11 protein-coding genes are annotated in these 9,542 nt (G+C 39.8%); 2 read left to right on the top strand and 9 right to left on the bottom strand.

From position 1 onward, the window contains the following. Positions 1-16: 16 nt before the first annotated feature. From ABD769_RS06040 to ABD769_RS06015, 6 genes are all read right to left on the bottom strand, one after another. Positions 17-943, bottom strand: a complete 927-nt coding sequence (locus tag ABD769_RS06040; protein ID WP_344850262.1) for a methionyl-tRNA formyltransferase — start codon at positions 941-943, stop codon at positions 17-19. Between the two features lie 2 nt (positions 944-945). Then, positions 946-2,097 carry an ABC transporter substrate-binding protein gene (locus tag ABD769_RS06035; RefSeq protein ID WP_344850260.1) on the bottom strand — a complete coding sequence of 384 codons (1,152 nt, stop codon included), beginning with the start codon at positions 2,095-2,097 and terminating at the stop codon, positions 946-948. Between the two features lie 52 nt (positions 2,098-2,149). Then, complete coding sequence (locus ABD769_RS06030; RefSeq protein ID WP_344850259.1) at positions 2,150-2,707, bottom strand: phage tail protein; 558 nt, start codon at positions 2,705-2,707, stop codon at positions 2,150-2,152. A 91-nt stretch (positions 2,708-2,798) separates the two neighbouring features. Beyond that, the gene (locus tag ABD769_RS06025; protein ID WP_344850257.1) at positions 2,799-3,146 is read right to left on the bottom strand and encodes a hypothetical protein; all 348 of its coding nucleotides are present in this window, start codon (positions 3,144-3,146) and stop codon (positions 2,799-2,801) included. 360 nt (positions 3,147-3,506) lie between these two features. Then, positions 3,507-4,445, bottom strand: a complete 939-nt coding sequence (locus tag ABD769_RS06020; RefSeq protein ID WP_344850255.1) for a hypothetical protein — start codon at positions 4,443-4,445, stop codon at positions 3,507-3,509. After that, complete coding sequence (locus ABD769_RS06015; protein WP_344850253.1) at positions 4,445-5,131, bottom strand: aspartyl/asparaginyl beta-hydroxylase domain-containing protein; 687 nt, start codon at positions 5,129-5,131, stop codon at positions 4,445-4,447. The genes ABD769_RS06020 and ABD769_RS06015 overlap by 1 nt, the downstream gene beginning before the upstream one ends. A gap of 114 nt (positions 5,132-5,245) precedes the next feature. On the opposite strand from ABD769_RS06015, the gene ABD769_RS06010 reads away from it, so the two are divergent. Both ABD769_RS06010 and ABD769_RS06005 read left to right on the top strand, forming a co-directional pair. Next, a complete protein-coding gene (locus tag ABD769_RS06010) occupies positions 5,246-5,749 on the top strand; it encodes a hypothetical protein (RefSeq protein WP_344850251.1) in 504 nt (167 codons plus the stop codon). A 14-nt stretch (positions 5,750-5,763) separates the two neighbouring features. Then, entirely contained in the window at positions 5,764-6,306 is a 543-nt protein-coding gene (locus tag ABD769_RS06005; protein ID WP_344850249.1) for a hypothetical protein, read from the top strand. 84 nt (positions 6,307-6,390) lie between these two features. Here the strand turns inward: ABD769_RS06005 and ABD769_RS06000 are convergent, their stop codons facing one another. Genes ABD769_RS06000 through ABD769_RS05990 form a run of 3 tightly spaced genes read right to left on the bottom strand, consistent with a single transcriptional unit; the run spans position 6,391 to position 9,433 of the window. Continuing rightward, the gene (locus ABD769_RS06000) at positions 6,391-7,623 is read right to left on the bottom strand and encodes an MFS transporter (RefSeq protein ID WP_344850248.1); all 1,233 of its coding nucleotides are present in this window, start codon (positions 7,621-7,623) and stop codon (positions 6,391-6,393) included. Then, positions 7,616-8,704: a zinc-binding dehydrogenase gene (locus ABD769_RS05995; protein ID WP_344850246.1), complete on the bottom strand. Its 1,089-nt coding sequence runs from the start codon at positions 8,702-8,704 to the stop codon at positions 7,616-7,618. Before ABD769_RS05995 ends, ABD769_RS06000 begins: the two co-directional genes overlap by 8 nt. Positions 8,705-8,749: 45 nt before the next feature. Beyond that, positions 8,750-9,433, bottom strand: a complete 684-nt coding sequence (locus ABD769_RS05990) for a phosphonatase-like hydrolase (RefSeq protein WP_344850244.1) — start codon at positions 9,431-9,433, stop codon at positions 8,750-8,752. Positions 9,434-9,542: the final 109 nt, after the last annotated feature.

Here is a 9,542-nt window from a genome sequence, read left to right as displayed (position 1 = left end):
ATTGTTTTGTAAAAAATCAATTGAAAATCCCTGCCTTTTCAGGGTGTAATGTGATATATTGTGAAGCCGTCATGATTCCATAATCAGTGCTGAGAATACTTACAGCAATCTGTTGATTATCAACACAGGCTATTTGTACACTATCAATTGCCGATACTATTGTGCCCGCCATTTGATCATGGGGTTCATCCAATAGCTCGGCTGCAATTATTTTAACCTGTTCGCCCTGTAGTGTGGCATCGGCACCCGCATTCCATGGGTTGCATGCATTTATTAATGCAATAATTTCTTCTGCGTTCATTCGGTTCCAGTTAATGTAGGTATCCGATAACCGGGGTTTTTCAAAATAGCAAGACAAGCGCTCATCTTGTGGTTGATTTGGAATGCTGCTGGCAAACTGTAACATGTTAGCCATGTTAAGTGCCACATGAGCCATCCGGTTACTTAATTTTACGGTAAGTTTCCCATAAGTATCTTCAGCTTCAACCGGTACCGGATCGTTAAAAATAATGTTGCCCTTATCAAATTCCGAATTCATAAAATGGGTACAGATAGCAGTCTCAGTTTCCTGGTTTTTCAACACTTCAAAAATTGGCATTGCCCCTCTGTACTGCGGTAATGGCCCTGGATGAAAATTGATAAACTTTTGCTCACCGTATGATAAAACTGTTTCAGGAATTAAATAAGGAAAGGATATACAAAATATATAATCGGGTTTTAAACCGTCAATCCATTGCCTCAATTCGGAAATGCTATTTTTATCAGGAAAAGATTTAAACCCTAAATTGTTATCTTCCGATTCTCTTTCCAATGCATCTACAATGGTTTCACTTGCTCCGCCTATGCCGATTCCGCACATAAAATTTTCAAATGCAAGTAATTGCAATGCTGGAAAAGCAAATTTTCCTCCACACAATACCAATATCTTTTTTTGTGTTTCCATTGTTAAATGCATGTATAGCTATTATACCAGGCCGACATCGCATTATCGAGTTCGTAACCAGCTATTTTTTTAAATTGATCGGGTACATCATTGGCCATACTTTCTATCTGCACAACACATTTCCCTTCATTATCAGGTACTATAGTTGCGTTGTAAAGGGGCGCTATAGAGGTGTTGGTTTTGGCATCGAAATAAATCGTTCCTCTCGGGCTTTCAAATTCAAATGATTGTAACCCTGCCACAATCTGTTGAATGTTATTTTTATTCGCTTCCATTAATTCCAGAACTTTTAAAGCGATTGCCGCACTTTCCCAACTGAGTAATGAAAAAAGGTTGGGTATTCTACCTGCGTTTGATATGGCCAGAATAAAGGCCTCATTTTCTTTTGAACTTAGATTTTTTGACCATGCCGCAATTCCCTTCACATGTTGTCCTGGATATATTGCATCCGCCAGCATCATTTCTTCAAAGCCAAACGGCGGCATATAAACAGGCAGATTTTGTCCTTCAAAAGACTCTTTAATGGCTTTAAAATACCACTGAACAAAATCGCCGCTAAAAACACTTAATAAGGCACTGTCAGGAAATTGCTCCAAATGCTGTTTTAAGGGAAGCATGGTAAACTCATCCTGACGATAACCTGTAGCATGATTAAAAGCAATGCTTCCTCCGGTTTCTTCAAATGCCTTCGAAATACTGTAGGTATGTAAATATCCGCCATCATAATAGCCCGTTACCATACCTGCTGATTTAAGGCCATCATCTGCTGCCTGTTTCGCCGCAAGTGAGGCACCTAAAGCATTATGAAGGGAATGATAAAAAATATTAGGACAGGCTGGCCACTCTCCTGGTAAATTAGCGCCTGCATCTAATACAATCAGCATTTTGTTGGCAGCAAGAAAAAGCGGCCGAAGCAATTGTGCCATGCGGTGCCCGATGTAGGCAATCACCAATGAAACATTTTCTTCAAGTAAAAGCTTTTCGGCACTGCGGTAACACTGTTGTTTTTCTGCACCAAAACCAATGTTTTCGGTAACTATTTTAACATCACTTCTCCCCAAATGCTTTAATCCAAATCGTAATCCTTCATAAAGATCAAATCCAATGGTTTGATAATATGTTGATCTGGGTAATAAAATCCCTATTGTTTGCATGTTTACGGAGTATATAAAGGGGAGATTTAACCCTCCCCTTTAATAATTTTTATTAGTTTCTGCTTGGAAATATTCCCTGAACGGCGATAGAATAGTTAATTACCAGATAAGGATTCATCACTGTAATCGGCAAGCCAGAACCAGAAATATCAGTAGTACCTGAAACTTCAACACCACCAGTATAAGTTCCCGGAGTTGCACCATTGCCCGAGTACATAGAACTTGTTGCTACAGCCGGGAAAGTACCATCCGGAGATGATTCGTCAGCATTTGCAGATGAAGCTTGTTGCTTTATTTTAAGCGCGTTTAGTGTATGCACGTGCGGTGGCATATTCGATGTTAATATCGATACAGTGGGTGTACCAGATGCTTCACCTATTGTATAATAAGGCAAACCTGCTCCTTGTCCCTGACCAATTGGCATGCGACCTTGTAAGTTTGGTAATCCAAATGTTTGCTGTCCATTTCCACCGTACACAGTTCCTAACAGGGAAAATAAGGCTGTATTTGATGCAATTGATAAAAGTTGACCTGCACAGGTCATGTACCCTCTAGGAGCAAAGCTGAATCCTAGAATTTTAATCTCTCCAATAAATGGTTCTGTAGACATGATTTTTAATTATATGGTTAAAAAATAAATTGATTAAAATGGTGGTAGATCAGTAGGTAAAATGATTGTAGAAGTAGAATGGCTAATAACCTTATCTGTAAGAGATCCTGAACCTGCGATTCAACGCATGGCTCATCCCCCTCATTCCTGCAGTACTGTTGAAGTCTTTTTTATCAGAATTTAAAAATGCACGAGCATCAAACAATAAAGGGGAAATAAGTTCGTTATAAGTTTTCTTCTGCAGAGATTTTGACGCGGTATCCTCACCGGCGTTAAAATGCAGGTTGCGTGAAAAATTATAGCTAACTAAAAGATTGGTTTGGCTGAAAGTATTTTCGGTAATACCCGTTTGTACAGGTGTATTAAAAGAATGAGCCAGAATTTGGCCATTACCGGATAAAACTTTTTTCTTTAAGAAAGAGCGCTTCTTAAGATTCATGGGATTTTGTTTGGGATGATTTGGATATGTAAATATCTGACAAAATAATGATACGAAACAATCCCTATTAATAAGTATTTTACCTCTGAAAATTAATTTTTGGCTAAATACTGGCTTAATTATATCAGGGAAAAGGTTTTAGCCCATTATTTTTTAATTGACAATTGTCAACATTTAATTTCAAACATCACGGAATGTTAAAAACTAATTGATTCTACACCAAAAAACAATTAATACTACAAGTCAACTATCTTTTTAGTACCCGAATTGTAACTTTTTATTTACTTAATTTAAGGGTATTTAATGGGAAATCAGATCAGGAAAAGCAGTAGTAATCTTAATTTAGCGGTAATCTTTTACCTAAAGAGCCGTTATAAAATTTTGGTAGGCTAAATTAGCATGATGATAATCAGGAAGATCAACTTTAATATCGTTATGATAAGGCTGACCGGGATATTTACTATGAAAACCTAAGCGTTTTTTCATTTCGCTTTCATTCGTCGTTTTTGCTGTTATGGAGGCAAAAAAATGCTTAAGCAAATTATCCATGCCCCAGCTATAATCATAAAAATGATCGAGTGGATGATTTGCTATTACCAAATCATAAAGCACTTTATAATAACCCTCAAGTACCTGAGCGGTAAAGAAATTAAAATCGCTATAATGCCGTTCCTCTAACTCTATTTTAAGCAAACTGGCTTCAATAATTCCGGGAACACTATGTAAACCCCTTCTTTTATGATGAGAAATAATAACAGCGCCGGGTTCTCTGCTTAAAAAGTAAAAAGGCGTTTCAGGAAACCATTTTCTTAGTAAAGGGTAAAAATGAATGTGCCAGCTATCAAGCTTTATAAACAATTGCTGGTATTGGCTTTTACGCTTTTGCCCCATTATTTTTACCGCGGCTTTAAACCACTTTTCAACTTCTTCTTCCTTTAAATTTTTGTCTTGCACAAACGCCCTTAAAATTTCATCAATTAAGGGTGCTTCTGCATAAACGATATTGGCCGGATCGATTGACAATGCCTGGGTTAACAAGGTAGAACCACAACGCGATACATGAAATATGAATGCTGTTGGCGGTATTGCATTTATTCCTCGAGACGACCCGGCCAAAAAACCTGTATCGCTCAGCGGATTATACACAGATCTTTCGCGCATTTTCGATAAACAAATGGCAATAGTTTCATCAAAAAAAGGTTCGGCAATGTGCCTCTCGGCAAGATCCATCCAACGCAATTGCCAGGTTCCATCGGGTTTTTCGAATTTATAGGGAATCCAATTCAGCAAACCATCCATCAGATCTTTTTTTTCAGGTCTTCAATCAGTTGTTTCGAAGCCGGAGTATTCAGCCTCTCCAGTTCTGCTATTACCTTCAGCGTACTTTCTCTATCCATCTGCTGTTCCTTTTGCTCTGCTGCCATATCATATCCATGAGCAGTAAAAAGCGCATCGGTCCAGCTGTTGCGCAGCGCATCTATCACCAGGTGCACCCTTACCGATTGGCCGTTATTTATAATAGCATGGGTTTCATCGAAATTGATATACCAGCTGGTACCTTCATTAAGCACTAAATATTCATCTCCTACTTTAAACTGAACGCCATCATTCGTTTGGATAGGAATATGGATCCTGCACACACCATTAACGTAATTACACCCCCGGTCACGGTGAGGCTTAATTTCAGCACCCGGATGTAAAGCCAAAAGCCTGATGGATTCTTTCGGACAATGCCACGAATTGAGTATTGATTTGATATAAGGCAGCTTTTTTAACAAGGCTGTTTCTTTGTAGCCATCTACATCGTAATTAGCAAAAATATCGTCTTCTTTTCCACTTGCTGATTGTAGCGAAATACTCTGCCAGATTCCATTGTAATCTTTTTTATTAAAATGTTCTTTCCAGTTCAGTGCCATTGCTATAGCAAGTTCATTTTTGAGTAACTGAACGTCATATTGTTGGTTAAACTGAATGTATCTGGACAATTTGGGATGATTTTTTGTAATATTAGGAATAGTTTATTAAACTGCAAATTTTTAACCCTGATTTATAACTTTACTTTTTTATAACCTAAATTTGCGACTAATATCTAAATTAACATGGAACATCATACCAGCCTCATACTCTCTTTTTTACGCGATATCGGCATCGGTTATAGCCTTGAAGAAATAGAAGGCGAAACCTTTTTACCAGGATTAAAACTACGGGCGGGAACGCTGATTATCGATAGAGGGAAATTACTTTACCCGGGAGATATTTTACATGAGGCCGGGCACCTGGCTTGTATGCCACCTGATATCCGAAAAAATATGAGCGACAATTTACCCGGCGGAGATTTGCATGATGGCGGCGAATTAATGGCCATTGCCTGGTCTTACGCCGCCTGTATTTATTTAAACATCGATGCAAAAGTGGTATTTCACGAACATGGCTATAAAAATGGTTCTGACGCTATTATTGAGAACTTTAAAGCGTCGAGATTTATTGCAGTGCCGCTTTTGCAATGGCTCGGCATGACTTATGATGAAAAACAAGCACAAATTCATGAACTGCCCCCTTATCCTGCCATGCAGAAATGGTTGTGTACGGAAAGACCCGGATAATTAAGCAAAAAAAAATGACGCGTTCAGAAAAACTGGCCAGCTGGGTGGCAGATAAACATAAAAATCAGCTGATTAAATGTACCGTTCTCCCCTATTTCGACCATTTAAACAAAGTAGCATTATTGGCAAAAGGCGCTACAGAATGGGGTTACGAAACAGGCCTTTGTCATGATTTATTAGAAGATACCAATACCACAAGTGCTGATTTAAATGCCGCTTTATTGAATTTTGGCTACCCTGAAGCCATAGCAGAACTGATTACATTTAATGTAATTGAACTCACTGATGTTTTTACGAAAACGGCTTACCCTAACTTAAGCAAAAAGGAAAGAAAAAAAATGGAAAGCAAGCGATTGCAAACCCTAAGTCCCGCAGCACAAACGGTAAAATATGCCGATTTAATCGATAATATTGCCTGGATGATGAAGTACGACTTAAAGCATGCCGCTAAATACCTGAAAAAGAAAGCCACACTTTTGCTGAGTTTAAACCGCGGGAATGAAGAGCTAAGGCAACAAGCTATGGATATTATCCGGCAAGAATTGTTAAAAGTCTAACGGCATGCTCCTGCCAGACATTAAGTGTAAAAAAAAGCGCTCCCGGTTAAGAGAACGCTTATATCCAGAGACTACCGGATTAGGTTAAACGGTTTTAACCGTGGGTAATTTCATATACTTTACTGCCCCTACACTACAGGCAGATAACAGGCAAAGTACTGCAATAACGATAAAAATGCTGTTGGTATTTCCGGTTGTATCGATGGCAAAACCCAGTAAAGGCTCACCGAAAGCGGCAAAAAGATAAGCGATCATATTCATAAAACCGATGCCTGTACCGGTAAGGCTACTCCCCAAAAAATCGGGACTGAGCGGAAAAAAGCAAGCCTGAGGACCATATACAAAAAAGCCGGCCAGCAGCATCAATACGCCTCCCAAAAGCAGGTTATGAACCGGTGCAATATAAATCAGAATGGCAATAACCGCACTTACCGACATGCCGAAGATAATGGCTTTAATCCGGTCTTTTTTAAATAAACTGTCAGACAGGATTCCGAAAGTAAGCGCTCCGGCTGCCATGCCTACGGGTAATAAAAAGGTGACCCATAAATTGCCTGGATTATCTTTCCAGTTGCCTCCCAAATAATGAACCGGAACCCAAAAAATAAGGCCATAACGGGCCATACTTTCAAAGCCAAAACCGAGTGAGGCCACCATGAACCTTTTATTGCTCAATACCAAACGATAACGGTTTACCCAGCTTACTTCGGGCTGTTTTTCAATTTGAGTACCTGTTGCTGCAGTAGGTTTATCGCGGGCAATAATCATAAAGGCGGTAGCCGAAATCAATAACAGAAGAACCGGTAACCTGAAAAGCATCCGCCACTCATAACCCTGTTGTAATAAAATTATAGAGAGCAGGTAAGTTACCACTGAGGAAAGTCCCGCAGCCATGGTATAAAAACCAAAAGCTTTGCCCCGCTCCTCTTCACTCCACCAGTTATTAATCAGTTTCGCACCCGGTGCAAAAGCCATCGATTGAAAATAACCGTTTAAGGCCCATAATACCATAATCAGCGTTCCGCTGTTGGCAAAACTAATGGCCACATTGGTGATGATAGAAAGGTATGCGCCAACCGTAACCATTAAACGTGCGCTAAAACGATCGGCCAGGTTTCCGTTGATTAACTGCCCGATGGAATAGCCCATCAGCATCGAAAAACTGATCCAGCCAATACCCGTGTATGGAATACGCAATTCGGCCGCCATCCCTTTAGCAGCCCAGCCAAAATTATGCCTCCCTGTATAAAAAAACAGGTAACAGAACATGGTTATCAACAGCATTTTCCATTGCTGTACCCTAAATTTCTTATCCATTTTGCAAGGCTTCCTGTTGATCCAGATTAATACCCACCCTGAGCGGTTTATTCGCTACGGCAAAGGCAAAGGCCTCATTCGTGTTTAAAAGAACAAATTCTTTCGATACCACTTTTTCGAAAGGAAAAACCTGGTGATTTTTACTGATGAAATTTACAGCATAAACAAAATCTTCGAAATTATAATTGTGCAAACCTTTTATGGTAATTAACCGCCGCACCACCGATTCAGCATCAACCTGTACTTTGCGGGTATTAAATACTGCACCTATCCATATTGCCGTTCCACCGGTGGCCAGTTTTTCGAGACTATTTTCCATTGCATCAGCCGAACCGCTCATATCAAATGCAAGCTCAATTCCTTCCGGTAAACCCGCCGAAGCACCTGTTAACAGATGAGTTTCGTTTGCGCCAAATGCTAAAGCCTGTTCAAGCCGTTGAGGATTAATATCGGCCATATGAATATGGCCGGCTCCTGCATCTTTACACATTGCGGCACATACCATACCAAGTAAACCGCTTCCGGTAATGAGCACTTTTTTCTTTTTGATATCTCCTGCCAGCCTTAATGCCCCTGCAACCGTAGCTACCGCACAATTGATGATGGCAGCTACCGGCAATGGTACTTCTTTTGAGATTTTGAGTACTGCTGTGCCTGGTTTAAGGATACAATGCGTAGATAAACCTCCATGTAACGCATCATTGGCCGTAATTTGCGCATGACCATATTTAAAAAGATTTTCACCTTTTTGCGGCATGCCGGCTTTTGACATGGCAGACTCTGGATCAGAAGAAAAAATACTCCAGGTTACCCTGTCGCCGGTATTTAGTTTATTTCCCAGGTAATCTTTCTCCTCATGCCCATCAGCAAAACCCACAATTTCACCTACAATCTCGTGCCCCAGTACGGTAGGAACTTTCTCTTTTCTTAAGCCACAATACGTATGCAGATCGCTGCCACAAAGTGTGGTGTAAAGGTTTTTAATCAGGATTTCTCCTCTCCGGAGGTCAGGAATATCTTTTACCTGCACTTCCATAGGTTGCCCGTGCCCGTTAAAAACTACTATTCTGGCTTTATCCATTTTGATAAATGCTAATATTTGGTGTAGAAGAAATGTATAAAATCTTTAATCAATGAGCGGTAAAAGGTCAATCAGGTTGTCGATAATCAGATCCGGCTGGGCTTCCATTAACTGTGCCGCAGTATGTGCTCCCGTGGTAATACCGATGCTCAGGCCGCACCCTGCATTTTGTCCTTCCTCAATATCGATGGCCGAATCTCCAATTTTCACCACGCTGGTACTGTCGGTAATATTAAAGTTTTTCATCGCAAATTCAATCATGTCAGGATCAGGACGGTTGCGCGATACATCAGAAGCTGTTACAAGTGCATCAAACTCTCTTCCCACATTCCATCCCAGTTTTTTGATAATGGAATTGGCCGTAGCGCTATCATATCCTGTGTTTAGTACTGCTAAAATATTTCTGCTTTTTAACTCAGTAAACAATTCTACTGCATTTGGCTGGGGAAGAATATCTTCAGTAGCGTAGGCATTGGTTAAAGCAACGATAAATTCGTCGTATATTTTATCCGTAAGCGTTTCGTCGGTAACATTTGCATAGGTTGATAGTACCGAACGGATGGCCTGTTTTTTTTCTTTACCCGCGCCCTGGGCAAGCACCTGGTCCAAAGTAAATCCGAAACCAGCATTATTAATTGCCTTTTGAAGTGTTTTATACACCAGGTTATCTTCATTTACTGTGGTTCCGGCCATATCAAAAACCACCATTGCTATTTTATTTTTCTTCATTTCAAATCTAATTTATGTATTTATTTCCCTTTGTGTACAAAAGAGAATAAAGTGTTTAGCAAAACTAAACAATGTTTACACAAAACAAATTTTATCCATATTAATTTTT

This window comes from Pedobacter jeongneungensis (genome assembly GCF_039538295.1).
Taxonomy (GTDB): Bacteria; Bacteroidota; Bacteroidia; order Sphingobacteriales; family Sphingobacteriaceae; genus Pedobacter; species Pedobacter jeongneungensis.
The sequence above is the reverse complement of the archived record's forward strand: the minus strand, read 5'-3'. Positions and strand labels throughout refer to the sequence as shown.

Excerpts from the sequence above, each read along its gene's own strand:
- ABD769_RS06005 (WP_344850249.1), top strand. The coding sequence starts at position 5,764 with ATGACGCGTTCAGAAAAACTGGCCAGCTGGGTGGCAGATAAACATAAA.
- ABD769_RS06010 (WP_344850251.1), top strand. The coding sequence starts at position 5,246 with ATGGAACATCATACCAGCCTCATACTCTCTTTTTTACGCGATATCGGC.
- ABD769_RS06040 (WP_344850262.1), bottom strand. The coding sequence starts at position 943 with ATGGAAACACAAAAAAAGATATTGGTATTGTGTGGAGGAAAATTTGCT.
- ABD769_RS06000 (WP_344850248.1), bottom strand. The coding sequence starts at position 7,623 with ATGGATAAGAAATTTAGGGTACAGCAATGGAAAATGCTGTTGATAACC.
- ABD769_RS06025 (WP_344850257.1), bottom strand. The coding sequence starts at position 3,146 with ATGAATCTTAAGAAGCGCTCTTTCTTAAAGAAAAAAGTTTTATCCGGT.
- ABD769_RS06035 (WP_344850260.1), bottom strand. The coding sequence starts at position 2,097 with ATGCAAACAATAGGGATTTTATTACCCAGATCAACATATTATCAAACC.
- ABD769_RS05990 (WP_344850244.1), bottom strand. The coding sequence starts at position 9,433 with ATGAAGAAAAATAAAATAGCAATGGTGGTTTTTGATATGGCCGGAACC.
- ABD769_RS06030 (WP_344850259.1), bottom strand. The coding sequence starts at position 2,707 with ATGTCTACAGAACCATTTATTGGAGAGATTAAAATTCTAGGATTCAGC.
- ABD769_RS06020 (WP_344850255.1), bottom strand. The coding sequence starts at position 4,445 with ATGGATGGTTTGCTGAATTGGATTCCCTATAAATTCGAAAAACCCGAT.
- ABD769_RS05995 (WP_344850246.1), bottom strand. The coding sequence starts at position 8,704 with ATGGATAAAGCCAGAATAGTAGTTTTTAACGGGCACGGGCAACCTATG.